This is a genomic window from Agathobacter sp. LCP21S3_B2 (assembly GCF_052118705.1).
GTDB lineage: Bacteria > Bacillota > Clostridia > Lachnospirales > Lachnospiraceae > Roseburia.
On sequence record NZ_JBQKGQ010000004.1, the window covers coordinates 170,044 to 195,145 of the forward strand.

At 41.6% G+C, this 25,102-nt stretch carries 23 protein-coding genes; 18 read left to right on the top strand and 5 right to left on the bottom strand.

The features are described from left to right. Positions 1 to 28: 28 nt before the first annotated feature. From pfkA to ACTQ1L_RS04515, 5 genes are all read left to right on the top strand, one after another. Positions 29 to 1,000: a 6-phosphofructokinase gene (gene pfkA / locus ACTQ1L_RS04495; protein WP_441365616.1), complete on the top strand. Its 972-nt coding sequence runs from the start codon at positions 29 to 31 to the stop codon at positions 998 to 1,000. Between the two features lie 177 nt (positions 1,001 to 1,177). Beyond that, entirely contained in the window at positions 1,178 to 1,969 is a 792-nt protein-coding gene (locus ACTQ1L_RS04500) for a TrmH family RNA methyltransferase (RefSeq protein WP_321110126.1), read from the top strand. 1 nt (position 1,970) lies between these two features. Further along, on the top strand, positions 1,971 to 2,234 hold the full coding sequence (locus ACTQ1L_RS04505) for a hypothetical protein (protein ID WP_321110127.1): 264 nt from the start codon (positions 1,971 to 1,973) through the stop codon (positions 2,232 to 2,234). Between the two features lie 462 nt (positions 2,235 to 2,696). Continuing rightward, positions 2,697 to 3,371, top strand: a complete 675-nt coding sequence (locus tag ACTQ1L_RS04510) for a GTP pyrophosphokinase (RefSeq protein ID WP_012741925.1) — start codon at positions 2,697 to 2,699, stop codon at positions 3,369 to 3,371. Beyond that, entirely contained in the window at positions 3,358 to 5,238 is a 1,881-nt protein-coding gene (locus ACTQ1L_RS04515; protein ID WP_441365643.1) for an ABC-F family ATP-binding cassette domain-containing protein, read from the top strand. Before ACTQ1L_RS04510 ends, ACTQ1L_RS04515 begins: the two co-directional genes overlap by 14 nt. Positions 5,239 to 5,371: 133 nt before the next feature. On the opposite strand, the gene ACTQ1L_RS04520 is transcribed toward ACTQ1L_RS04515, so the two are convergent. The 4 genes from ACTQ1L_RS04520 to ACTQ1L_RS04535 are packed head-to-tail and all read right to left on the bottom strand — an operon-like array spanning position 5,372 to position 7,056. Next, positions 5,372 to 5,809: a threonine/serine exporter family protein gene (locus tag ACTQ1L_RS04520; protein WP_441365618.1), complete on the bottom strand. Its 438-nt coding sequence runs from the start codon at positions 5,807 to 5,809 to the stop codon at positions 5,372 to 5,374. Positions 5,810 to 5,812: 3 nt separating this feature from the next. Then, positions 5,813 to 6,580 carry a threonine/serine ThrE exporter family protein gene (locus ACTQ1L_RS04525; RefSeq protein WP_441365620.1) on the bottom strand — a complete coding sequence of 256 codons (768 nt, stop codon included), beginning with the start codon at positions 6,578 to 6,580 and terminating at the stop codon, positions 5,813 to 5,815. A gap of 60 nt (positions 6,581 to 6,640) precedes the next feature. Then, positions 6,641 to 6,778 carry a hypothetical protein gene (locus ACTQ1L_RS04530; protein ID WP_172676056.1) on the bottom strand — a complete coding sequence of 46 codons (138 nt, stop codon included), beginning with the start codon at positions 6,776 to 6,778 and terminating at the stop codon, positions 6,641 to 6,643. Continuing rightward, a complete protein-coding gene (locus ACTQ1L_RS04535; RefSeq protein ID WP_055224720.1) occupies positions 6,775 to 7,056 on the bottom strand; it encodes a type II toxin-antitoxin system RelB/DinJ family antitoxin in 282 nt (93 codons plus the stop codon). The genes ACTQ1L_RS04530 and ACTQ1L_RS04535 overlap by 4 nt, the downstream gene beginning before the upstream one ends. A gap of 170 nt (positions 7,057 to 7,226) precedes the next feature. Here ACTQ1L_RS04535 and ACTQ1L_RS04540 point away from each other — a divergent pair, with 170 nt between their 5' ends. The 3 genes from ACTQ1L_RS04540 to ACTQ1L_RS04550 all read left to right on the top strand — a co-directional run bounded on the left by ACTQ1L_RS04540 (position 7,227) and on the right by ACTQ1L_RS04550 (position 8,770). Continuing rightward, positions 7,227 to 7,856, top strand: coding sequence for a stage V sporulation protein AA (locus ACTQ1L_RS04540; protein WP_321110129.1), 630 nt, complete (start codon positions 7,227 to 7,229; stop codon positions 7,854 to 7,856). Beyond that, positions 7,849 to 8,325, top strand: a complete 477-nt coding sequence (locus ACTQ1L_RS04545) for a stage V sporulation protein AB (RefSeq protein ID WP_012741932.1) — start codon at positions 7,849 to 7,851, stop codon at positions 8,323 to 8,325. Before ACTQ1L_RS04540 ends, ACTQ1L_RS04545 begins: the two co-directional genes overlap by 8 nt. 118 nt (positions 8,326 to 8,443) lie before the next feature. Beyond that, positions 8,444 to 8,770: a DUF3837 domain-containing protein gene (locus ACTQ1L_RS04550; protein WP_321110130.1), complete on the top strand. Its 327-nt coding sequence runs from the start codon at positions 8,444 to 8,446 to the stop codon at positions 8,768 to 8,770. Positions 8,771 to 8,905: 135 nt separating this feature from the next. Here ACTQ1L_RS04550 and ACTQ1L_RS04555 read toward each other — a convergent pair whose 3' ends face one another. After that, a complete protein-coding gene (locus ACTQ1L_RS04555; protein ID WP_441365622.1) occupies positions 8,906 to 11,359 on the bottom strand; it encodes a GH36-type glycosyl hydrolase domain-containing protein in 2,454 nt (817 codons plus the stop codon). Positions 11,360 to 11,742: 383 nt separating this feature from the next. Between ACTQ1L_RS04555 and ACTQ1L_RS04560 the strand changes: the two genes are divergently transcribed. From ACTQ1L_RS04560 to ACTQ1L_RS04605, 10 genes are all read left to right on the top strand, one after another. Beyond that, complete coding sequence (locus ACTQ1L_RS04560; protein ID WP_441365624.1) at positions 11,743 to 12,753, top strand: LacI family DNA-binding transcriptional regulator; 1,011 nt, start codon at positions 11,743 to 11,745, stop codon at positions 12,751 to 12,753. 202 nt (positions 12,754 to 12,955) lie between these two features. After that, positions 12,956 to 13,819, top strand: coding sequence for a DMT family transporter (locus tag ACTQ1L_RS04565; RefSeq protein ID WP_441365644.1), 864 nt, complete (start codon positions 12,956 to 12,958; stop codon positions 13,817 to 13,819). After that, a complete protein-coding gene (nrdG, locus tag ACTQ1L_RS04570) occupies positions 13,816 to 14,343 on the top strand; it encodes an anaerobic ribonucleoside-triphosphate reductase activating protein (RefSeq protein ID WP_118326445.1) in 528 nt (175 codons plus the stop codon). The genes ACTQ1L_RS04565 and nrdG overlap by 4 nt, the downstream gene beginning before the upstream one ends. 104 nt (positions 14,344 to 14,447) lie before the next feature. Beyond that, on the top strand, positions 14,448 to 14,786 hold the full coding sequence (locus ACTQ1L_RS04575; protein WP_015568900.1) for a hypothetical protein: 339 nt from the start codon (positions 14,448 to 14,450) through the stop codon (positions 14,784 to 14,786). Further along, positions 14,783 to 15,832, top strand: a complete 1,050-nt coding sequence (fliB, locus tag ACTQ1L_RS04580; RefSeq protein WP_441365626.1) for a flagellin lysine-N-methylase — start codon at positions 14,783 to 14,785, stop codon at positions 15,830 to 15,832. Before ACTQ1L_RS04575 ends, fliB begins: the two co-directional genes overlap by 4 nt. A gap of 549 nt (positions 15,833 to 16,381) precedes the next feature. Next, positions 16,382 to 16,723 (top strand): hypothetical protein, encoded by a 342-nt coding sequence (locus ACTQ1L_RS04585; protein WP_441365628.1) that lies wholly within the window; start codon positions 16,382 to 16,384, stop codon positions 16,721 to 16,723. Positions 16,724 to 17,114: 391 nt separating this feature from the next. Beyond that, positions 17,115 to 21,626 carry an alpha-amylase family glycosyl hydrolase gene (locus ACTQ1L_RS04590; protein ID WP_441365630.1) on the top strand — a complete coding sequence of 1,504 codons (4,512 nt, stop codon included), beginning with the start codon at positions 17,115 to 17,117 and terminating at the stop codon, positions 21,624 to 21,626. Between the two features lie 156 nt (positions 21,627 to 21,782). Beyond that, positions 21,783 to 22,691 carry a tetratricopeptide repeat protein gene (locus tag ACTQ1L_RS04595; RefSeq protein ID WP_441365632.1) on the top strand — a complete coding sequence of 303 codons (909 nt, stop codon included), beginning with the start codon at positions 21,783 to 21,785 and terminating at the stop codon, positions 22,689 to 22,691. A 125-nt stretch (positions 22,692 to 22,816) separates the two neighbouring features. Next, a complete protein-coding gene (locus tag ACTQ1L_RS04600) occupies positions 22,817 to 23,716 on the top strand; it encodes a LysR family transcriptional regulator (RefSeq protein ID WP_441365634.1) in 900 nt (299 codons plus the stop codon). A gap of 134 nt (positions 23,717 to 23,850) precedes the next feature. Further along, positions 23,851 to 24,708 (top strand): NAD(P)/FAD-dependent oxidoreductase, encoded by an 858-nt coding sequence (locus tag ACTQ1L_RS04605; RefSeq protein WP_441365635.1) that lies wholly within the window; start codon positions 23,851 to 23,853, stop codon positions 24,706 to 24,708. Positions 24,709 to 25,102 lie beyond the last annotated feature (394 nt).

A 25,102-nucleotide genomic window follows, 5' to 3' on the forward strand; every position in this document is an offset into this window, starting at 1 on the left:
AATTTTTTAACATATGGAGGTTATAGCAATGGCAAAAGAGATTAACACAATAGGTGTACTTACAAGTGGTGGTGACGCACCGGGAATGAACGCAGCGATTCGTGCCGTTGTTCGTCAGGCTCTCTCAAAGGGCAAGAAGGTTAAAGGAATCAAGAGAGGATACGCAGGTCTGTTAAATGAAGAAATCGTGGATATGGATTCAAAGAGCGTTTCAGACACAATCTCACGCGGTGGTACAATCTTACAGACAGCCAGATGTAAGGAGTTCGTTACAGCAGAGGGACAGCAGAAGGGCGCTGAAATCTGCAAGAAGCATGGTATCGATGCTATCGTAGTTATCGGTGGTGACGGATCTTTCCAGGGTGCGCAGAAGCTTGCTGCACTTGGCATCAATACAATCGGTCTTCCGGGCACAATCGACCTTGATATCGCATGTACAGATTACACAATCGGTTTTGATACAGCCTGCAACACAGCTATGGAGGCTATTGACAAGGTACGTGATACATCTACATCACACGAGAGATGCTCAATCATTGAGGTTATGGGACGTGGAGCAGGATACATTGCATTATGGTGTGGTCTTGCAAACGGCGCTGAGGAAGTATTACTTCCTGAGAAGTATGACAACAACCTTGAGGCACTCATCGAGAGAGTAGCTCATGCAAGAGAGCTCGGCAAGCAGCATTACATCATCATCAATGCTGAGGGTGTAGGACATTCACAGGAGATGGCTAAGGAAATCGAGGCTGCTACAGGCATCGAGACTCGAGCAACTATCCTTGGACATATGCAAAGAGGTGGAAGCCCTACCTGCAAGGACCGTGTATACGCTACAATCATGGGCGCTATGGCAGTTGATTTACTCTGCGAGGGCAAGTCAAACAGAGTTGTTGCCCATAAGGATGGCAATTTCGTAGATTTCGATATCGACGAGGCACTTGCTATGAAGAAGAGTGTAGACGAGTACATGTACGATATCTCTAAATCTCTGGTTTAGTATCTAATATAGTTACTTTACAATAAATATGAATGCCCTTGTATCCGGCACATCAAATGCAGGTAATTGCGTGCATGTGTCGGTGCAGGGGCATTTATGCATTCGGAGAAAGACGAATGTTGATCATGAAAATCACTGTCAGTAGGATTATTTAAATCGATATAGAAAGAGAAGAAAATGATTACAAGTGCATCAAACAAAAGTATAAAAAATGTGCAGGCTCTTTTAAGCAAGGCAAAGGAGCGGAAAAAGCAGGGCGTATTCGTGGTTGAGGGTCCAAAGATGAGCTTTGAGGCGCCATATGACTGGGTAAGTGCCGTATATATGTCTGAGTCATTTTTTAATGATGACAGGTTTAAGGAAGAGAAGAATCGTTTCCTTGACAAAACAGAAATAGTGAGTGACCCGGTGTTTAAGAGCATGTCTGACACGCAGACTCCGCAGGGGGTGCTTGCTATAGTAAAGATGCCGCACTATGAGATAGATGAACTTTTTAAGGGCGACAAGACAGAGCTTCTTGTGCTTGAGAGTATACAGGATCCGGGAAACTTAGGCACTATGATCCGCACAGGTGAGGGCGCAGGTGTAAGCGGCATTATAATGAATCGCACAACAGTGGACATTTTTAATCCAAAGACTGTGCGCTCAACCATGGGCTCACTCTACCGTGTGCCGTTTTTCATCACAGATGACCTTCCGGAGACTATAGAGTATGCAAAGTCAAAGGGAGTTCCTCTCTACGCAGCTCATTTAAAGGGTAAGTGCTCTTATGACAGACAGGACTACACCGGAGCCTGTGGCTTTATGATAGGAAATGAGGGCAATGGATTATCAGATGAGATAGCTGACATGGCGGACACATATATCCGCATACCTATGGAGGGAGCTGTGGAGTCGCTTAATGCCGCAATATCAGCCACTTTGCTCATGTATGAGTGCAATCGTCAGAGAAGACTTTTGGGAGAATAATATGCGTATTTGGTTTAAGATTTATACTGACACGCACCTGATGCGTGATATTACAATAGAAAATGACAGTGACGACACACGTACACACAAGATTTTTAAGGCACTTGAGGATGCATGCCTTGCTTTTGACCTGGGAAAGCCCATCTGGCTTGAAAGCAACATAAGTGATTTCAAGAGGCATGGAAAGACCCGTTTTACGAAGGATAATTTTGTGGAGGACATCGACTTTGATTTTCTCGAGATGCACATCATCGAGGAGGATTGATACCTCATTATGGATATGATGAGTTATTATTGATATAAGGACGGTCCGCACGCTGCAGGCACGGCGGCACACACGTACTCTCTCGTAAGCTACGCTACGCCATTAAGAATCTGTAGGAATTATGCCTTTTGGTTTTCTATGCTTGACGAAACCGGCTTTTATGCGCCGTCCATGGCGCATAACACCTTGCCCCGGCGTCCATGCCGGTGCATTTCTGGTTGTGAAGCATAATTCAACAGATTCTAAATAGCTTCGCTATGCGCCTACGAGAGAGTACGTGTGTGCCGCCGTGCCTGCAGCGTGCGGACCTGTGCACATACAAAATAAGCAACATATAAAATAACAAGAATAAAAAATATATAAATAATAGTTATAATTTGCCAATTATACGAATAAATATGCTATAATTGAGTAAAAGAGTCTGATAAACATACAGGCGAATAGATCACAGGGAGGTTTTTAATGGAACAAGAGTTTGCGGAGGGCATTGATAGTTGGGAGACTATGATGTTTCTATACAATTCTGCACTGAAAGAGGTCAATACTAAGCTCGAGATACTAAATGACGAGTTTGTTCACATACATAATTATAATCCGATAGAGTATATAAAGTCGCGTATCAAGACTCCTGAAAGCATAGTTAAGAAGCTCAAAAAGGGAGGCTACGAGAGCACTATAGAGAATATGGTCACATATGTAAAGGACATAGCGGGCATCAGAATCGTGTGCTCGTTCACATCTGATATATACCGGCTTGCTGAGATGATTGGCAGGCAGAATGATTTGACTGTCATATCGGTAAAGGACTATATGAAGCATCCGAAGGCGAGCGGCTACAAGAGCTACCACATGATTGTTTCGGTGCCTATTTTCCTTTCAAACAAGGTGGTTGACACAAAGGTTGAGATACAGATTCGTACAATAGCTATGGATTTCTGGGCAAGCCTTGAGCACAAGATATATTACAAGTTCGAGGGCAATGCACCTGAGTATATCAGCCGCGATCTGCGCGAGTGTGCAGGTATCGTAGGACAGCTTGATGCAAAGATGCTTTCGCTCAATGAGGCAATCCTTGAGGCCAAGGAGAAGCAGGAGCATGAGAGGGAGGAGAAAATACGAGAAGATGAACATCATTAATGTCGAAAATATAACAAAGTCATATACTGGAAGGAAGCTTTTTTCTAAAGCTTCCTTTTATGTGCAGGAAAACGAAAAAATCGGTATCATCGGTATAAATGGTACAGGAAAGTCTACACTTTTAAAGATTGTGGCTGGTGATGAAGAGCCGGATGAGGGAACTGTCACCACAGCAAATCATATAGTGATAAACTATCTGCCGCAGAATCCGGAGTTTGACCCGGACGAGACGGCACTTGAACATGTGATGAGCCGTGTGGTTACCTCGCAGCTGGATGAGGACATGCGCTGGAGTATAGAAAGTGATGCAAAGTCACTTCTTATGAAGCTTGATATCACAGATATGGCGCAAAAGACCGGTGAGCTCTCAGGAGGACAGAGAAAGAGGCTTGCGCTTGCAACAGTCGTACTTAAGCCGTGTGATGTACTTATATTGGACGAGCCGACCAACCACTTAGACTACGAGATGGTGGAGTGGCTTGAGGATTATCTGCGCCGTTTCAGGGGTGCAATCATCATGATCACGCATGACCGCTATTTTCTAGACAGTGTCTGTAACAGAATCGTGGAGGTGGACAAGGGACAGACCTACAGCTATGATACAAACTACTCGGGCTTTCTTGAGCTTAAGGCAGCCAGAGAGGAGAGTGAGAGGGCAAGTGAGCGCAAGCGTCAGTCCATCCTTAGAAAAGAAATAGAGTGGATGCAGCGCGGAGCAAGAGCTCGTTCCACAAAGCAGAAGGTACACATCCAAAGATATGAGGCTTTACGCGATCAGAAAGGACCACAGACAGACGCAAGGGTTGAGCTTTCATCGGTTTCATCGCGTATGGGAAGGACAACCATAGAGCTTCATGATATTTCAAAGGCGTACGGAGATATCGTCTGTGTAAAGGATTTCACGTATATTTTCCTGAAAAATGACCGTATAGGTTTTGTAGGCAAAAACGGCTGTGGAAAGTCCACACTCATGAATATAATTGCCGGTTTTATCGAGCCTGATTCAGGTGAGGTAGAGATAGGACAGACGATAAAGATAGGATATTTCGGTCAGGAAGTGGATATAGAGCCTGAGCTTCGAGTGATAGACTACGTGAAAGAAGCTGCCGAGTTTGTGCGCACGGCAGACGGGCTTGTGTCAGCATCTGCCATGCTTGAGAGGTTTTTATTCCCGCCGGAGCAGCAGTACAGTCCGGTAGGCAAGCTCTCGGGTGGAGAGAAGAGAAGACTCTATCTGCTTCGTGTGCTGATGAGCGCACCGAATGTACTGATACTTGACGAGCCGACCAATGACCTGGATGTTGAGACACTGGCTATTTTAGAGGATTATCTGGATGGCTATGACGGAATAGTCATCACGGTATCCCATGACAGGTATTTCCTTGACAGGATTGCAAAGCGTATTTTTGCATTTGAGGGAGCCGGAAAAATCGTACAGTATGAGGGCGGATACACCGACTATATGAATAAACGCCCACAGCCTGCATCAGGAAAAACCGTATCAGAAAATGCATCATCCACAGGAGCATCCGCTTCAGGAGCACAGGGAAATACTGCATCAGATGGTACAGACGCAAAAGAAGCCAGGAAGAAGAAATCCATGGAAACCTGGGGGCATGAGAAAAAGCTCAAATTTACCTACAAAGAGCAAAAAGAGTACGAGACGATAGAGGCTGACATAGAAAAGCTCGAAACACGTCTTTATGAGATAGATGATGAGATGGTAAAGAATGCCACTAACTTTGGTAAGTTAAACGAACTCACAAAGGAAAAGGAAGACCTCGAGGGGCAGCTGATGGAGAAAATGGAGCGTTGGGAGTATCTCGAGGATCTGGCGCAGAAAATTGCAAATCTGACAACTTCTTGACTTGAGAGCCAAAGCTGATAGAAAGATTGAAACAGTTGAAGAAAAACATGGGCAAAGATTGGAAATAAACCAATATTTGCCCTTTCTTCATAAATTATTTAATATTGTGTGATTATAATTATACTATAGGATATTATTTAGGCTTCAACAGATTAAACAAACTCTGCGGTATGCCAAACCCGAATATGATACCGAGCACGATGGCACCCGCCACCTCAAAGGTTTCAATACCCTTTGAGGAGGAAAGTGCCCTGTCGTTAGTAAAAAGATAATATGCCGTGTAAAAAATTCCTGCTCCCGGCACAAGAGGAAAGATACCGGAAAGCAGATAAACTGTCACAGGCATAGAGCGTGCAGCAGCAAAAATGCGCGCCATTATCGTAAGGCACAGTGTCGCGATAAGCGATGGAAACACAACACCCATATTAAACTGAACCATTATATAGTAGATGATCCATCCAAGCGCTCCTGTAAAACCGCAGTAAAACAGCTCCTTTTTTGGAGCGGAAAAAATAACTGCAAACGATAATGTGGCAAAGAGAGCCACAATAAATTGTATTATAAACTCCATAGCTTAAAGCCCTCCAATATATTTCATCACAACAAACGGCAGACATGCTCCCACAGCAACACACACGGCTGTGATCAGTGCATCGAGCAGATGTATCGTACCGGACAGATAATCCCCGTTATAGATATCCCTGATAGATGTTGTAAATGCTATTCCCGGAACAAGTGGCATGATAGCTCCTATAATGATTTTATCAGGTAAAAGAGAAAGCCCTGTAAGTGTACTTGCGGTGGCAATCAGTGTCACAAAAAGACTGGCAAGGATATTGGTAATAATCCTTGAGAAATTATATTTTTTAAGGCCAAACAAAAGCACCTGCTCAAGTGAGCCGATAACAAATGCAAAAACAAAGTCAAGCCAGCTTCCGCCAAAAAGATAGCAAAAGCAGGCACTTCCGAGCCCACAGAAGAAAATCTGTGCGCTTTTTTTGTAATTAGGAATATTTTTGCACTGCTCAAGCCTGTCCCATGAGTCAATCAGGGAGATTTTCTGGTCACATATGTCCCTTGCGAGCTGGTTTAACGCGCTGATCTTTGCCAGATTGACAGCACCAAGCGGTACGTGGCGCACGATGCTGCAGGCATCCTCCTTGTTCTCATTTGCACTTGCAAATATTCCGTTTGACAGCACATATACGTCAAATTCCTCCACCTCATATGAACTTAGTATATGAACCACAGTGTCTTCCACTCTGTAGATTTCTGCCCCGTTTCTGAGCATACAATCGCCGATTTCCACTGCGAGAGTCAGTATTTCCTTAGTGTATGCCATTTGTTACCTCACTTTATAAATTGATAATAGTATACAATAAATATGAATTATTACGATATTTTACAGACCAAATAAGTCACTATGAGTACCTGTGCGTGCAAGTGTTAGTACTAAAACTTCGATATCAAGACCACGACGTTTTGCTAGTTTATAATCTTTTTTAAATTGTGTTGTGTATTTGATTTCATATTTACTCATGCATCAAGGTCTGCAAAAAGTTCATCCACATTTTTATAACCATCAATAGTTGAGTCTTTTGCAATCCTTTCTGCCTCAAGCATAGCTGAAACTGTCTCTTTGTTTGGAGAACCTTCTGTTATTTTAAATGGGATACCTCGTTCTCGTAAAGATTGACGAACAAAAATGTTGAATGCAGTGCTGATATTCATACCTAATTCTTCATATAAAGCTTCAGCAGCAGCTTTTAAATTGCTATCCATGCGAATGCTGATATTACTTGTTGTTGTTTTAGCCATGATAAAGTTCCTCCCTTAGATTACTTATATTTATTATATGATGTTTGCACGAAAAAAACAATATATCGCACGAAAAATATTAATTTAATTACATGCGTATATTTTATGCATAAAAATCAAAATAAATGGAAATTATATACATATGAATATTAATCGAAGGGAGCATGAAAATGCCGGAGCATACTGATACCTCAAAAGAAAAAATTCTCGTGTATATACGCGCAGAACAGCAGAAAACACTTCACCGCAGGCAGGTCTGCATCAATGATATAGCAAGTGTGTATTGTAAATATTCACGCTATGAGGGACAGATAAAGGGAATGATCGTGGATAAGATACGCGGTAAAAAGAGCGTGATATCTGTAATGAAAATAATAGAGCAAATCACGGAAATCTATGATGATGCACAGGTTATAAGCATTGGTGAGCCGGAGGTACTTGTAGAATATGACGACAACAGCAAAAATAAGATTCTTGAAGCACTAAAGGTTGTAGCGGTGTGTATACTTATATTTTTTGGTTCAGCTTTTACAATCATGGCTTTCAATAATGATATTTCGATATCAGGTGTGTTTGAACATTTCTACAAGCAGATAATGGGAGTGGACAAGCCACAGGTGTCGGTGCTTGAGGTGTTTTACTGTATTGGTCTGGCGGTTGGAATCATACTGTTTTTTAATCATATCGGAAAGCGTAAGCTATCCGACGATGTCACACCGATTCAGGTGGAGATGGATAAGCATAATAAGGATACGTGGAACACAATAATAGACAAGGTAAAGGAAAAGCAGGATGTTTGAATATATATTGCGTGAAATATTTTTGTCAGTGATAGCGTTTTTAGCAGGGGCAGGAGTGTCAGCCGGTGTATTTGCATTTGTGCTCGTGATAGGAGTGGTGCCGCGTATACTTCGGTGCAGCAGGATAGAAAATATAATACTTATAGAAAATGTCATGATATGTGGTGTGGTGGCAGGTAATATATCGTCAGTGCTTGATACGGCATATAATCTGGGCTTTGCAAATATGCCAAAAGTACCTGTAAGCAATATCTGTGGGAATATAATTATTGCAATATATGGATTGTGTGTCGGAATATTTGTCGGCTGTATTGCAGTTGCACTAGCAGAAATACTGCACACATTCCCTATTATATATAAGCGCATGAAGCTTCGCGCCGGTCTTGGGATTATAGTGATTTCTATGGCTATTGGAAAGGCACTGGGAGCACTTTATTATTTCCTGACGGGATTTGTTGCCACTTCATAGGGCTCTCTTAAGTTATCTTTAGCTATATCATGTTATACTCTTGAAACAAAAAGCAAATAGGGTATAATGGAAATAACTTGGACTTAGAGGTATTCCAGCTAACTCGGAAAGGAATAATATGATTACATCAATAGCCAGACAAAGCATCATACTTAAATGCTTACGCCAAAAATCAGTGCTTGTAAGTAATTACGAGCTGTATTATACCGCAGGTCTTGCGAAGAAGTGCTTTGGAATCGCAGTCGATGCCGACATGGAGCCAAAGCAGCTTCTTGAGGAATTGCAAAAACACATTGATAAGGTCTCGCCATCAGATGAGCAGGAGAAGTATCTCATACATCTTCTTGGCAACTATGAGCCTGATGATACTCATGATGAACAGACGGTGGAGCTGTTTCACATGGGAGAGACCGAGGAGCATATGTGGCAGGTCTCAATTACATAACAGCATCCTTTAGAGAAGAGATAAAACATGGGAAGAGCATCACCAGCAGTCTAAATGCCGCCGTAGAGCTTGCTCTGCGGCGGCATTTTCGTATTCAAGGTCATATTGAAGCAGTACAGAGGCCGTCCGGTATCTCTAACCCATTGTAACCTCGACTGTAACATCGTGTCCGGTTCCGTTAATAGCCGGAATCATATTGCCATCAATAGCAGCACCATCCACGATGAGCTTTGTCACACCTTTTTGTACGTGAGCAGGATTTCTGACCGTAATGTGGTAAGTATTGCCACGGAACTTGCGCTTAGCTGTAAAGCCGTCCATAGTGTCAGGAATACAAGGATCTATGATAAGACCATCGTAGTCAGGACGGATACCGAGGATGTACTGTGAGACATCGAGGAATGTCCATGCAGCAGTACCTGTCAGCCAGCTGTTCTTTGCTTCACCAAAGTTAGGAGCGTCTTTTCCGGCAATCATCTGGCTGTATACATAAGGCTCGGTGCGGTGAATCTCGCTGATATCCTCAATGTATGCAGGACAGGTTCGGGTGTATACCTGCCATGCTCTGTTTCCACGGCCGATAACAGTCTCAGCTATAGAAATCCAAGGATTGTTGTGGCAGAAGATGCCGGCATTCTCCTTGTATCCCGGTGGATAAGAAGAGATTTCACCAAGCTCCACATGATATCTGTGGTAAGGCGGCTGCAAGAGCACGATGCCATATTTAGTATCAAGATATTTCTCAACAGACTGCATTGCCTTAAGGCAGAGTCCTTCATCCTTTCCGATTTCAGCGATAACACAAAAGCCCTGTGGCTCAATAAAGATTTTTCCATCCTCACATTCCTTGGAACCAATCTTGTGCTTGTAGTGGTCGTATGCACGAAGATACCACTCGCCATCCCAGCCGGCATCCATGACGGTCTTTTCCATCTGTTCAATAGCCTTTTGGGCTGTATCAGCCTCGTTGCAAAGTCCCTTGTGTCTGCAGATTTTTACATAGTCTTTTCCGTATTTTACAAACATGCCTGCGATAAAAACAGATTCGGCATTAGGTCCTTCAGATGGTCCAAAGGTCTGGAAGGACTCGCCAGGCTCCTCGGAGAAGCAGTTTAAGTTCAGACAATCGTTCCAGTCAGCACGTCCAATCTGTGGCAGACCATGAGGTCCGAGATGATTGATTGTATAGTTGAAGGAGCGGCGCAGATGCTCCATAAAGTCAGTTGCCTTTGAAGGATCGTTGTCATATGGTGTTGACTCGTCAAGAATAGAGTAGTCGCCTGTCTCCTTGATGTAAGCAGCGGCAGCAGCGATAAGCCACAGAGGGTCATCGTTAAAGCCTGAGCCTATGTCGGCATTGCCCTTTTTGGTGAGCGGCTGGTACTGGTGGTAAGCAGAGCCATCCTCAAACTGTGTGGCTGCAATGTCGAGTATTCTTTCCCTGGCTCTGTCCGGAATCAGATGTACGAAGCCAAGCAGATCCTGACAGGAATCTCTAAAGCCCATGCCTCGTCCGATGCCTGATTCAAAATAAGAAGCAGAGCGGCTCATGTTAAAGGTAACCATGCACTGATACTGATGCCATACATTTACCATGCGGTCAAGCTTTTCCTCTGATGAAGAGATACTAAAGTGACCAAGCAGCTTATCCCAATAAGCCTTAAGCTCTGCTAAAGCAGCGTCGGCTTTTTCGGTGGTATCAAATCTGGCAAGGAGTGCATCGGCAGGAGCTCGGTTTATGATTCCGTCTTCAGCGCGTCCAACCCATTTTTCGTTCACAGGGTTTTCTACATATCCAAGTACAAATATATATGTTTTTTCTTCGCCCGGCTCAAGAGCTACCTTCAGGTGATGAGAGCCGACAGGAGCCCAGCCGCTTGCAACAGAGTTCTTAGACTGATCATTTACTACAACGGAAGGCGCGCTGTTTTCGCCGTAGGAACCTAAGAATGAATCCCTGTCTGTGTCAAATCCGTCAACAGAGGCATTTACAGCATATACAGCATAGTGATTGCGGCGTTCTCTGTATTCTGTCTTGTGGAAGAGCTGGGAGCCACCGGCGTGAATCTCAACCTCTCCGGTAGAGAAGTTACGCTGGAAGTTGGTCATGTCATCCATGGCATTCCACAGACAAAACTCTACATATGAGAAAACCGAAAAGTCTTTTTTCTTATCAGATGTGTTTTTCAATGTGAGCTTATTGATCTCGCAGGTAGAGCCCATAGGAACGAAGTCGGTAAGCTGAGCCATTAAACCGTTTTTTACTCCTGTGAAAACAGAATAGCCCATACCATGACGGCATTCGTATGAGTCAAGCTCGGTCTTAGAAGGCATCCAGCCCGGATTCCAGATTGTGTCGCCATCCTTTATATAGTAGTAGTGTCCGTTGCTGTCGTACGGCACGTTGTTGTAGCGGTATCTGGTGAGACGCAGAAGCTTTGCATCCTTATAGAAGCTGTAGCCACCGCAGGTATTTGATACCAGAGAAAAGAAATTCTCACATCCGAGGTAGTTGATCCATGGTAACGGAGTCCTTGGAGAGGTGATGACGTACTCTTTGTTTTGATCATCGAAGTGTCCAAATTTCATATATAAAATCTCCTTTTTTATTAAATGTACGCAAACGTTTAAGCCGCTTATATATAGAAGTATATAATGCGAATATCTAAAAATCAAGCATAAAACAATAAAAAACAATGCTTTTATGACATATATACAAAGAAAACTGCATATTATAGTTAAAAATGCTGATGAGATAATATCACTTAAGTAATTATAATTGTATAATAATTAAGAACAAAAGCGTAATCGTTTTAAATACATAACATAGCACTATACAAAATGCACAATAAAAGACAATAAAATGTGTTAAAAATGTTTAAAATGCAAATTAGGGGTTGCAATAATAATGAATTGTGGTATAGTAAAGATACGAAAACGATTAAGCAATCAATTCGAAATGAGGAAACGATATGGTATCACTGAAAGACATAGCACAAAGATGTGGTGTTTCGACAGCAACGGTCAGCAAGGCATTACATGACCAGAAGGATATTGGCGCTGAGACCAAAAACAGAATAAAGAAGATAGCTAAGGAAATGGGATATCTTCCTAATGCTGCGGCCAGAGTTCTTAAGACAAACGAGTCGAACAACATCGGAGTACTGTATTTCGATGAGGCGGCGATGGGACTTACGCATGAGTATTTTGCCGGAGTGCTAAACGGAATCAAGGCACAGGCTGAGATGCTTGGATATGATATTACATTTATCAATACAAGTCCGGTCAGAAAAAAATTATCATACCTGGAGCACTGTAAGTACAGAAATTTCGATGGAGTCGTAATCGTATGTGCCAGGTTTCAGGACAATGAGGTGCAGGAACTGATGAGCAGCGACATACCGGTTGTCACAATTGACTACGTACACTATAGCTGTTCGGCAGTAAGCTCCAACAATGTAAAGTGTATGGGCGAGCTGCTTGATTACATAATAAGCATGGGACATAAGAAAATCGCTTACATACATGGGCAGGATTTTTCGAGTGTTACACGCGACAGGCTGGCAGCATATTACAGGGCACTTGAGAAGCATGGAATAGATATTCCTGAGGAATATGTCAGGGAAGCAAGGTATCTGGAAACAGAGGATGTTGCAAAGCAGACAGAATATTTACTCGATTTACCTGACAAACCTACATGTATCATCTATCCGGATGACACGGCGGCAATCGGAGGCATCAATGTTATAAGAAGCAGAGGGCTTAGGATTCCGGAGGATATATCAATAGCCGGATACGATGGTACAAGAGTTTCACAGATGCTAAGCCCGAAGCTTACCACTATCAGACAGGACACTGACAAGATAGGCAGGGAGGCGGCAGACAGATTGATAAGCATCATTAAAAAGCCTAAAACAGCACTTGTGGAGAGAGCTGTTGTTGAAGGAATTTTGCTGAAGGGGGAGTCCGTAGGCAGAATTTAATATATTTTACTGCTTTTTTACTAACATTTACTAATAGGTTTAAACCTGAAGCGAGAAGTAGGATTTTTCTATGAAAAAGAAACTTCTTGTATATTTTTCCCTTCATCTTAAAAGGACCGCTCATCCGGGCGGTCTTTTTTTGCGAGCAAAATGGCAGACGTTTGGTTTATCCCCTCTTGACAGAATACGTTATACTATAAGTATGAACGATAAGAAACAAGGAATAATATATATCATAATGGCAGGATTCTTTTTTGCCCTGATGACATTTTTTGTGAGAATGTCGGGAGATTTGCCGACCATGCAGAAGGCCTTTTTCAGGAATGCGGTAGCAGCAGTAGCAGCTGTTATCTTACTTGCAAAAAGTGATGAAGGCTTCAAAATAAAAAAGGATAGCTGGAAGGACCTTTTTCTGCGAAGCTTCTTTGGAACAACAGGGCTTATATGCAATTTCTATGCAGTTGACCATCTGGCCATCGCAGATGCCAATATTCTAAACAAATTGTCACCGTTTTTTGCCATAATCATGTCATATTTTGTGCTTAAGGAGAAAGCAAACAAGACAGAGTGGCTGTGCGTGGTGACGGCATTTATAGGTGCTGTTTTTGTGGTGAAACCATCTATGAATGTGCAGTTTTTTAATGCCATGATTGGTGTAATAGGAGGTTTTGGCGCAGGTGTAGCGTATACATTTGTGCGAAAGCTCGGTAAGCAGGGAGAGAGAGGACCTGTGATAGTCATGTGCTTTTCGGTATTTTCATGTATAGTGACGGCTCCGTTTCTGTTTGTCGGAGCAAAGCCTATGAGTGTATATCAGATTGTCATGCTGCTTTTTGCAGGAGCTGCCGCTACAGGCGGACAGCTTTCAATCACAAAGGCATACACCAAGGCACCTGCAAAGGAGATATCGGTGTTCGACTATTCGCAGGTTATCTTTGCCGCTCTGCTCGGCTTTGTCTTTTTGCAACAGATACCGGACTATCTAAGTGTGATAGGATATGTTATAATAATAGGCAGTGCAATTTTTAAATGGAACTATAATCTCAGACACGAGGAAAAAGTATGAACTACGCAGGAATAAAATATTGTGACATAGCAAACGGACTGGGCTGCCGCACGGTGCTTTTTGTATCCGGCTGCAGAAATCACTGTAAGGGCTGTTTTCAGCCGCAGACATGGGAATTTGACTATGGAGAGCCGTTTGATGAACAGATACAAAACGAGATACTCGACTCGCTTAAGCCTTCCTATGTGCAGGGAATTACCCTTTTAGGCGGTGATCCTTTTGAGGAGGAGAATCAGGAGGCACTTGTGCCGTTTATGAGAAGAGTTAAGGAGCGCTATCCCAATAAGGATGTGTGGGCTTACACAGGCTATCTGTACGAGGAACTGCTTGCAAACGGACGCAAGCACACAGAGTATACGGATGAGCTTTTATCTATGATAGATGTCCTGGTAGATGGTCCGTTTATAGAGGAACAGAAGGATATCACGCTCAAATTCAAGGGTTCTGCAAACCAGCGTGTGATAGACATGGAGAAGACAAGAGCAACAGGAGAAGTGTCCATACTGGAATTTACGAAAATATAAATCGTAATGTGTGACTAAATTGCTGTATTGTAATTAGAAAAGAAAATTTGAGAAGTAGATTTGAGAAGAAGCTTTGATAAGCGGATTTAAGAAGAGGATTTGAAATGAAGAAAAAATGCGACAAATTATTAGGAATACTGTGCTATGCGCTTGGAATTTTAGCGGCGCTTTATGTGGGAGGCTGGCTTATGCTGATTAAGCCTATTCATGTGATTATTATAGCATTTGGCAATGATATGCTGACACTTCCACTCTTGCTTAAGAGTATCATAAAGATAGCATTTTCTACGACATTTGCAGGGCTTGTGTGGTGCATCGGATACATAGGCTACAACTTTTTTAAGGGAAATGAGGACCCTGACTGGGCGGCTATAGAAGCGCGCTTCAGAAATAAGCACAGTGATACAACAAACGAAGATTTACTGAAGGAGAGAGAAGTATGATAGTCCGTGTACCTGATTATTTTTCAGAGTTTAGCTGCATAGCCGGAGACTGTAAGGATAGCTGCTGTCTGGGCTGGGAAATTGATATTGATGAGGATTCATATGATTATTATCAGACACTGCCCGGAGAGGTAGGAGAGCGTCTGAGAAAGGGCATGTATGAGACGGAGGATGGCGGGCACGGCATCCGTACAAACAATTGCGGGCGCTGCATTATGCTAAATGACAAGAATCTGTGTGATTTGTACATAGCAGCTGGCGAGGCATCGCTTAGTGAGGTGTGTACCGATTTTCCAAGGTTTGGCATAGAGTACAGAAACGTGGAACAGAAGTGCCTGAGCCTTGCGTGCGAGGAGGTCTGCCGTATATTTTTCAGCAAAACAAAGCCTGTTAAGTTTGTAGAGCAGGAGCTTTTTGGCGACAGCGATGATGACCAGGGAGTCACAGAGGAAGAGGCAGCATTTTTTGAGGAGGTGCAGCGCGAGCTGATTGCCATACTACAGGACAGGACAAAGCCAATCGGAGTACGCGTGGATGAGTACCTTGACAGGGCAAACGAGTACCAGAAGAAGCTGAGCCAAAACGATGTTGAAAAGCATATAGACTGGCTTTCGTTTAATGATTTTTCGTTTGAGCATTTTGATATCCGCTTCGGTATCATCAATGAGATGGAACTATTGCGCCAGGTATGGCAGGATTTCAAGGATGATATGCATACAGTCCTCACAGAGGATGATTATGAAAAACGCATGAAGGAGTACATGGCTAGCGGCGATTACCGTGAAAACGATATCGAGCAGCTTCTTGTATACTTTACCTTCAGATATATCATGAATGCCATCTATGACTCAAATATCATGGTTTATGCATATTTAAGCGTCATGTTTACCATGATAGTCAGGGATATGAATACCACTCGCTTCTACAAAAACGGTGGCAGCTTTACCATAGAGGACCAGATGGAGGTGGCACGAATCTTCTCAAAGGAAGTGGAGCATTCCGAGGAAAATGTGGAGGCCGCCAAGGAGGAAATCATCTGGGGATAGTTGATTTAGAGATTAAATATATAATAAAATAACAATATACTTTTTTATAGTTTTATAGTTTTATATTTTTTTAGATTTCAAAAGGAGCTTGCACAGAAATGTGCGGGCTCTTTTTGTGTGAAATAATTAAAGGCTTCCACCATTATGCCAGAATCCTCATATTTTTGAGCTGTTTTGGAATTTATAGTGATTTCAGCTACTTTTTCTCGCAATTTTTCTGGCTTTTGGGCTGGATTTTTGAGCTGTTTTGGGAATTTCTGCAGTTTCAGCTACTTTTTCTCGCAATTATTCCAGCTTTTGGTCTGGTTTTGGAAGCTGTTTTGGGGATTTTTGCAGTTTCAGCTACTTTTCTCGCAATTTTTCCGGCTTTTGAGTTGAATTTAGGGTGCTGTTTTAAAAGATTTAGTGATTACAGCTCCCCAAGGTCTGCCTACTATGCTATCAATCCCTTGTAAACCATAAATTGGTACCTTCAAAAATTCACATAAACAGAGATTTCGTTCTTTATAAATGGTACAAAAGATGTATAGAAAATGGAGAAAATCACGTATGTCTTTTAAATCAAATGATAATCAGCAGATGACCCTTTACGATGCTGTATTCGGACTTACAGACAGGAAAAAAGAATGCTCGAAAAATCACGTCCAAATATACCAGTTGGAGCATTACTATGATCCGGCTGATTACAATAAAGTGATTTACCGGCAGATGAAGGAAGATTATAGCCAGCGTCTCCAGACAATTCTGTTGGCCGCAGACTGTCTGCTTCAAAAATGCAACGGTGGTTATGATGATGCAAGTGAATATCAGCTTCTTGTCCATGCCTTTTCCGAGCAGGTGATCAAAGAGAACAATACATTGCGCCTGAAAAACAAAGAAGACGGAACCTAGATATTGCAGTGCCATGCCGGACATTAGCCAAAGAGTACATCATTTGAAAAAACACAGGAAAAGTAAGAGCTTCCTTCAATAAAAACAATGTGAAAACTTTCTTTTCAAAGATCAGTGCGGCTCCGGGATTTTGAATAAAACCGGAAATAGCTAAAAAATAATTCACAAAATTTCAAATGAAAAATTATCTATTATATCTAGGACTTTTAGTACTAAAAAGATTTCGCATATGTTACATAAAAATGAATAAATAGTAAATTTTACCAAAATTTCGTAAATAAAATCTCTGTTTATCCTAATAGTCGAAAACTAACGAAAAGATTATAATATAGTTACGAAAACGTGCGAAAGAAAATTTTCGTACAAACATAATAAGAAAAGGAGAGGAAATATGAAGAAATTTTTAAGGAGAATGAGTGGTATAGTACTTGCTATTGTCATGGCATTTACGTTGCTCCCGTCGTTGCCGACAGTAGCTGCGGCAGATGGCAGCTTTGACAAGCAGGCAATCACGATGCACTTTAAGCCTGCAAGTCAGTGGGATAAGGTATATACCTATATTAAGCAAGGAGGCAGTTGGGACACAATTCCGGAGTATAGTTATATTGGTGAGTGGCCTGGAGCTGAGACAGAGAAGGACAGCGAAAACGATGGCTGGTATAGTTTTACTATTACAATGTCTGCGAATGAAGTACATTGTATATTCACAAATAATAATAATATTCAAACTGCAAACGTTGAGTTTACACCTGATAAGGAAGTAACTGAAAAGTGGGTTACTATGGGTAGTGACGATAAGGATTCTACAGTTGTTTCTGATACTAAGCCAAGTGGATGGCGTGATTCGGTTAGTAATCCGCCTATCAAGCCGGTTGTAAAAGGAGAAAGCCCAAAGTTAAATGCTGATAAGACAGTTACATTTAATTTGGATGCTACCGGTGATTATAAGGATGAGACAGATGTAAGACTTATGGGAACAGTTCCGGGAACGAACTGGGATGATGGCTTACAGATGGAGAAAAAGGGTGACTTCTTTACTGTAACAACAGGTAAATTGGAGCCGGGAATTTATCAGTATAAGTTTCTTATTGATAAAAATGGCAAAAACAGTTGGATTACAGATCCTGTAAATTCAGAAATAAAAGATGGTAACAGCAAGCTTGTAGTACCGGGACTTGAGAGTAAGGCACTTACTGTAACAGAGGGAACAGAGTTAGAGCTTCCGGACAAGCTTAATCTTTACAAAGCAGACGGAACAGAGGAGCAGGTTGGTGTTTCATATACATTAAAAGATACAAATGACAAGGTTACACTTAAAGATAATAAGCTTACGGTGGATAAAAAGTCAGGCATCAAAGAAGTAAAGCTTGTTGCAACCGCTGGTAGTGAGACATCAGAGATTACAGCAAAAGTAGTAGCAGAACAGTACACATACAATATCTACTTTTATGATTCATATGCTGCACACATGGATGTAAATGCTGCAGATGTACATATGTGGGAAGTTGATGGTAGTGACATTGGAGATATTTCGTTTACGGAAAAAGTAAAATTATCTGATGGTAACGAGTGGCTTAAGGCTTCAATTACTACAGATGCAAAAAATATTGGAATGATTCCACGTTCGAAAGGAGGCTGGTCTTGGCAGACTGATGATCATAAATTTAATAATAAAGATGCAAAGAAAGCTGTTGATCTTTATATTGTAAATGGAGACAAGGAAACATATACGGAGCTTCCGACAATTAAGGAGCAGAGAGAAAGAAAAGTTATTGTTGAGTATGAGCGTCAGAACAATGACTATGATGGCTGGAACATCTATTCTTGGAACAGTGGATTTGGTGATGGAACAGAAATCTACACACAGGAGATTAACGGAAAGCACTATATTATAGTTCCTGTAAAGGATTCAGAAGCAGACATGAATCTGGGCTTCTGTGTCAGAAAGAGCGGAGAAGCTGAAGCTGATAAGTGGCTTGAGAAGGATGGTGGAGATCACTCTATTTTTGTACCTGCAAGCCAGACTATTGTAAAAGCTAAGCTTGTACAGGGTAAAGGTGTCACAGAGGTTCTTCCATACAACAAGGGTTATGAGATGAAAGGAAATGAGGATAAGATTTCCTTCTACTACAGAGATGACAGCCTTATGACAACTGATAATGAGAAATCATTAGAAGGCAAAGTAAAAGTTGTTATAAACGGAACTGCCCATGATATGGCATACAATGCAAAGACAGAGCGTTATGAATATGATGTGAACGGATGTAAGTCTGGAGAGTACACATATTACTACATTGTTGATGGCAAGGATGTGCTTGATGCATTCAATACAAACAGCAAAAATATTGGTGGAAAAGATGTATCATATTTCACATACAAAACATTTGACAACCTTGGAATCAAGGCTAGCCTGTCAAATAGCAAGATGAGTTACAATGAAAACAATGTGCTTAGCGTAGCGTTTGATGGAGATGACAAGGATGCTATCACAAAGGCTGAGGTAAGCAGCATTACAGCAGATGTTTCAGCGCTTGGACTTGATACATTAAGCATAGAGCCAAAGCTTATGAAGGGAACAATATCAGTAACAGATAAAACAGTACTTGGAACAAAGAATATCCCTGTAGTTGTTACAGATATTTATGGTAACATCTACAAGACTTCTACACAGGTAGAGATAACAAAGAATAACATTTCAAGCTTTGATTGGGATGAGGCTGTTATCTATATGACATGTACTGACAGATTCTATGATGGAAATAGTTCAAATAATAAATCTTACAATACAACAGATGTATTTGATAAGAATGGAAGCTTAAGCTATCATGGAGGAGACTTTGCAGGACTTGAGCAGAAGCTTGATTACCTCGAGGATTTAGGTGTAAATACTATTTGGATTACACCGATCGTTGAAAACTCAGATGCAAAAACAGGTGATGACGGAATCCCTACAACAGGATACCATGGATACTGGGCAAGCGATTTTACAAAGCTAAATCCACATCTTGGAACAGAGGCAGAGTTTAAATCACTTATCAATGCAGTACATGACCGCGGCATGAAGCTGATGGTAGATGTCGTATTGAATCATGCAGGATATGGCACTGAGGATTACTTTAATTCTATCTTAAAGGATGCAGATGGAAATACTATTAAGATGCTCAGAGACGATTCAAACACAGTTACAGGTGACGATGTATATGACGCACTTTCAGATTTACCTGATTTTGTTACAGAAAACGATGATGTAATGAATCAGCTCGTTGAGTGGCAGACAGACTGGGTTAAAAAGTATGATATTGATTACTATAGAGTAGATACAGTTAAGCACGTTAATTCAGAGACATGGGCAGCATTCAAAAATGCGCTTACAGAGGCTGATGCAGAATTCAAGATGATTGGAGAGTATTCAGGAGCAGGATATGGAAATACAGCAGGAGAGCTTGGAACAGGAAGAATGGATTCACTTCTTGATTTTGACTACAATGATCAGGCTGTAAACTTTGTATCAGGAAATGTTGAGGGAACAGAGTCTTTCCTTGAGAGCAGAAATACTTCAATCAACAATACAGCAACACTTGGTGCTTTCTTAAGCAGTCATGACGAGGATAGCCTGGTAGACAAGCTTACGAAAGAAAAAGGAATGACAGAGGAGCAGGCACTTAATGCAGCAAAGGTAGCAGCAGCCCTTCAGCTTACATCAAAGGGTCAGATGGTTATCTACTATGGTGAGGAGCTTGGCCAGCATGGATTAAACAATTATCCAATTCAGAGTAACAGATATGATTTCGACTGGGCTGCGCTTGAGAGCCAGAAAACAGATGCTTCAAGTATGTATAACCACTATAAGAAGCTTCTTGCAATCAGAAATGATTACAGTGCACTCCTTTCAAAGGGAACAAGAAAGAATATTGCTACATCAAATGATGAGGGCTACAGTGTATTTGAAAGAGCATATGATGGAAATGCTCTTACAGTTGCACTTAATGTGAAGGATGCCGCTAAGACAGTGACTATTCCGGTTGATTTAGCAGCAGGAACAGAGGTAAAGGATTTATACAGCGCTGCTACATATACTGTAGGAAGTGATAAAACAGTTGAAGTTACAATTCCGGCAGCAAAGGATGGTGGAACAGTTATTCTTACTGAGGTGAAGAAAACAGTAGATCCAACACCGGCAGACCCGGGCAAGGAAGATCCAACACCAACAGAAGCCAAGAAAGACGATAAGGTCTCTACTAATACAACGGCAACAAAGGTTGATTGGACTAAAGAGGTAGAAACAATCAAGAATGCTTCTGCAAAGGATACTATTGTTGTTAAGATGGATGAAACAGGAGTTATATCAAAGGATGCAATTGCAGCCATTAAGGGAACGCAAAAGAAGCTTGTTATTGATATGGGAGATGGAATCAAGTGGATTATCAATGGTTCTGACGTTTCAAAGGTTCCTGCAAAGGATATAAATATGTCAGTTACAGTTGACAGCAAAAAGATTCCTGAGGATGTTATTAAGGCAGCTAAGGTTGAAAAGGATGCAAAGAAGGTAGTACAAATCAGCCTCGCACATGAAGGAGAGTTTGGTTTCAAACCGGTTCTTTCAATCGACATTGGAAAGTCATATGCCGGAAAGTATGCTAACCTTTACTATTACAATACAAAGACAAAGGCACTTGAGGGTCAGATGTCTGTAAAGATTGCAGATGATGGTTCAGCATTACTTACATTCACTCATGCATCTGATTACGTTATTTCTGTAACAGACCAGGCTGCTATTGACACTAAAAAAGCAGCTCCAAAGAGTGGCGATGACAATGAAGCAGCTACATATGTATGCTTACTCGGACTTGCAATGGTTGCAATCACAGCAGCTACATATCGCAAGAAGAGAGCTTGCAAATAAAACAGCTTTTAAACTAAACATTTTATAAACCTCTTAGATGCCGCACCTTCGGGTGCGGCATTTACTATAAATTGGGAAAGAAGTCATATTGCTATCATCGCTTTAAATACATTATAATAAGAAGAAAACAGCAAAGGCTGTCAAGGAGAGAACAATATGAAAAGTACAGCGTTTGATATAGCTATGGTGGCATACAGACAAAATGATATGGAGGGCGCATTTCGTCAGTTTCTGTCGTTGGCAGAGGCGCAAGATGCAGATGCCATGAATATGGCAGCAAATATGTTTGAAAGAGGTCAGGGCACATACCGAGATCCCGGGCGCGCGGTGTTTTGGTGGAAGAAAGCGGTGGAGCTTGGAAATGTGGATGCACTTGCCGATTACGGACAGTATCTGGTCACTACCTTTTTTGATGGCAAGGAGCAGAAGCTTGGTGCAGGGTATCTGGTTACTGCGACGGAGCGTGGCAACAACAGGGCAGGAGAGAGCCTTGTGGAGTTTGCCCTTAAAAATAACGATGCCGGAGCCAAAGTATACAGGACAGCAGCCGAGTACTGCGACAGGGCTATTGCCTCTGCGACAGATTCTTATCTGCGTACACAGTATGTGCAGAAAAAGGGTATGCTTAAATATAAGCTCAGACAGCACAGGATTGGAAACAATTATGTATATATGGCAGCGGTATTTTCGACAATAGGAGCTGTATTGCTCATGGTAGCATCAGTGGATTTGTTTCTTGAGCTACATATGGAGTTTCGTGATATGTTTAAGCTGTTTTCGTATAGTAAAATGATACCGTGGGAGACAGATATAGCAATGTTCTTTGGTGCGATGCTTTTATTTACGTTTGGCAAGGTAACAAATAAGCTTCATGTGGCGAGCTCTTTGCAGCTTCTTGCATCTGTATTTGCGGTGGCAGTTGTTGCTATGCACTTTATCTGTGTGATAAATGATGGCAGGGTGTGGTATGATAAGCTGCTGTGGTATGTGGTGCTTGTTGTCATTCCGCTTATGCTCGGAAAGCTGCTTGGTGAGATACTGAGAAAGATTATCGGCATACAGTAACATTATATTTATTGTAAGTAACTATTCTGAATAGTTACTTTTGTAATAGCTTCGAGATGACTCAAGTGATGAAAGACAATTAATATGTAAAAAATATTTCGATATGTAACAAAAGGAGAATGAACATGACTCTGCAACAACTAAAATACGTGGTGACAGTGGCAGAATGCGGCAATATAACAGAGGCTGCAAAGCAGCTTTTTGTCTCACAGCCCACAGTGACCAGCTCTATACATGATCTGGAAAAAGAGATGCAGATAGTTATTTTCATCAGGACAAACAAGGGAGTGATACTATCAGAAGATGGTGAGAGATTTCTCGGTCATGCCAGACAGGTGCTCGAGCAGGTAGATCTCATAGAGGGGATATACAAGGATGATGTGGTGAGTAAGCCACACTTTGCGGTATCGTGTCAGCACTATTCCTTTGCGGTGAATGCATTTGTGGATGTAATCAGAGAGTTTGATGCATATCAGTATGATTTTACCATCAGGGAGGAGCAGACTCACGAAATTATTGAGGATGTCACGAATTTAAAGAGTGAGCTTGGAGTCATATATCTAAGCTCCAAGAATACGGAGGTGCTTTCAAAGATGCTAAAGCGTAATGAACTCGAGTTCACAGAGCTTTTTACAGCCACACCGCATGTATTCATATGTGACAGTCATCCGCTTGCTTCAAAAAAGAGCATCACGATGGATGATCTGCAGGACTATCCGTATCTGACGTATGAGCAGGGAGAGTACAATTCACAGTACTTTTCGGAGGAGTTTGTCAGTACTCTTGACAGCAGAAAGAATATCAGGGTAAGAGACAGAGCTACACTTTTTAATCTGATAATTGGCTTAAATGGCTACACAGTGTGCTCAGGAGTGATTTCCGCTGAGCTGAATGGAAGGAATATTATATCAAAGCCACTTGATGTGGAGGAGTATATGAGGATAGGCATTATCAGCAGAAAGGGTGTGGTACTCTCACGATATGCAAGGGAGTATATCGAAGCATTGAAGGCGCACTGTATGTGACGTTACAATAATATAATATGATTAAAGGGTCGTATCATCGATGCACGCTTGCATGCAATTCGATGTATACCTTAGTGCCCCACACTATATATAAGGTCTAAATATATACAAACATTTGGTATAAGGAGCATAGCATGTACGATAGTATAATAATAGGAACAGGTCCTGCCGGACTGTCGGCAGCCCTGAATTTAAAAACATATAAAAAGGATTTTATCTGGTTTGGTTCGAAGAACCTAAGTGAAAAGGTGCAAAAGGCAGAGAAAATCACAAACTATCCCGGATTTCCACAGATAAGAGGACAGGAGCTGTTTGAACGCTTTGACGCTCATAGGAGAGCTGCGGGAATTGATATAACAGAAAAGACTGTGACCAATATCATGCCTGCAGGAAACGGCTTTATGGTGCTTGCAGACAATGAGATGTATGAGGCAAGGACTCTCATACTGTGCATGGGTGTGATGTCTGCAAAGCAGCTGGACAGGGAGGATGAACTGCTTGGAAAAAGGCTCAGCTACTGTGCCACCTGTGATGGCATGTTTTACAAGGATAAGAGGATAGCTGTCATATGTAATGACAAAAAGTATGAGCATGAGGTTAAATATCTTGCGGATCTTGCAGCAGAGGTGTTGTATTTCCCAGCCTATAATGACAGCGAAATAGAGCTTTCCAATGTAAAGATATCAAGGGATATGCCTGTTGCATTGACAGGTGACTCATTTGTGGAAGGAATTACGCTTCGAAGCGGAAAGACTGAGAGCGTAGACGGAGTATTCTGCCTCAGGAATGCCATCGCACCATCAAAGCTTATGCCGCAGCTTGAAATAGAAAACGGACATATATTGGTGGATAGAGCCCAACAGACAAATGTGGCAGGCTGTTTTGCGGCGGGTGACTGTACGGGCAGGCCATACCAGTATACGAAGGCTGTCGGAGAAGGAAATGTGGCAGCACATTCGTGTATACAATATCTTAGTAAATCAGAAAAATAATATAGTATTTTGTTAATAATGGTGACTGCTTAGAATACACATTTTGAGCAGTCACCTTATTTTTTTAGAATCACGGAATCAATTTCCTAATAAAATTATAAGCATGAGTGAAAAATAAAGTCTTTTTAATAAGTTTCACTTAACATATTTACCTTTCCTTAAAAGAGTGCTATTCTCGTTTCATTGAAAGAACGCGCGACTTCAAATTAATGTATGAAACTATTGCATAAATTTTAATGTGAAAAAGAGAAAATCTATTGCGAAAAATTATGTATGAAAGTTAAACCTGAATTATTCACGGAATAACAGCATCAGCAGCTGAATTCCGCGCAGTTACTGTATTTTAATTGAATATTGCTTTTCACCTATTTAGTGAATAGAAAAAGACCACTAT